We start from the raw sequence: 1,192 nt of genomic DNA on the forward strand, positions 1-1,192 counted from the left end.
CAATGATTCGGTAAAATTTGAGGTTGTTCAGTCTTGGCTAAGCCGCTAACTGAGCCAACCGATGATTTATTTTCTGAATTATTTTGAGATGCGGAGATTTTCCGCAAGTCGAAATAATTGTTGAGGCGAGATAAGATTCAAACATAAGCCGTTTGAACTGCGCTACCGAAAGATCCGGATAATCTTTCCTTATGACCTCCTTGCAGACATTGAGCGCAGTGAAGGAAAGATTGAATGCGAAGTCAAGCCGGTCTTTGTCGCGTGTCTGTTGCGACTGGAGTCCTGTAAACTGTTTGGCATCGCGTATGCCGAACTCAATCTGAAAGCGGGTGCGGTAGAAACCGATGATCTTTTCAGGTCTCATATTGGTGTCGGTAGAGAAGTAAAGAAGAGGGTCTGCGTTTTCAACCGGACAGACCACGATACGGATGTCGCGTTTCAATGCCCTCGAATGTACGACCGCCGTGTGACATCGGGTTTTGTTTCCTTTGGAATCCTCATATATGAATGAAGTGAACACGGACATATCAAGGTTGGAGAAATCCACTTTCTCTCCATACTTTTTCTTTCTGCCGCGTCTTCGCGGGGCGGAGGAATCCGGTATGGCCAGATACCTGAGATATGAATTGGCACGTAATCTCCCGACAAACCGGAATCCCATGCCAATCACTTCATTTACAAACTCATATTTGGAGAAAAAGGCATCGGCAACCAGAATATCCGTCAGTGAGAGCAGCTCTGCCGCCTTTGACCTGACAAGTGCCACATACCAGTCAAGCATTGACATTTGTTTCTCAGATTCAAGAGTCCTGAAGTCCGGGGACTGGACAGCACCGAGCATCACACATGTATGTTTACTCAGACTTATTGCCCCGATCGCCATTATCTCCAGACCGCGTTTTACACGTTGTGCCACCCCTGACCAGAATCGGCCTATGCCATATGTAAGGCTGCCTGACTTTGAAATGAACGACGGATCGATTGCCACTGCCATGTCATCGGACGGTCCAAAACAATCCTGCGCCATACCTATGTTGACTTTCATCCAGTCTACGGGTGTCTTGAAATTGGAGGCAAAGGTCTTGGCAGTACGACCGCCATAGCGCGACAGCCGGGTAAAATTGACTTTGCCCGGAATCAACGCTACAGTGCGTATTGTTAAAATCAGCCAGTTGAGGAACCTTTTGCTCAT

The 1,192-nt window shown here is 47.4% G+C and carries 1 protein-coding gene; it reads right to left on the bottom strand.

What is annotated here, in order from left to right; genetic code table 11:
• Positions 1-37: 37 nt before the first annotated feature.
• A partial coding sequence (locus tag C5O24_RS13520; protein ID WP_107681985.1) for a transposase occupies positions 38-1,192 on the bottom strand: 1,155 nt, incomplete at its 5' end.

Origin of the sequence: Paramuribaculum intestinale (assembly GCF_003024925.1) — a bacterium.
GTDB lineage: Bacteria > Bacteroidota > Bacteroidia > Bacteroidales > Muribaculaceae > Paramuribaculum > Paramuribaculum intestinale.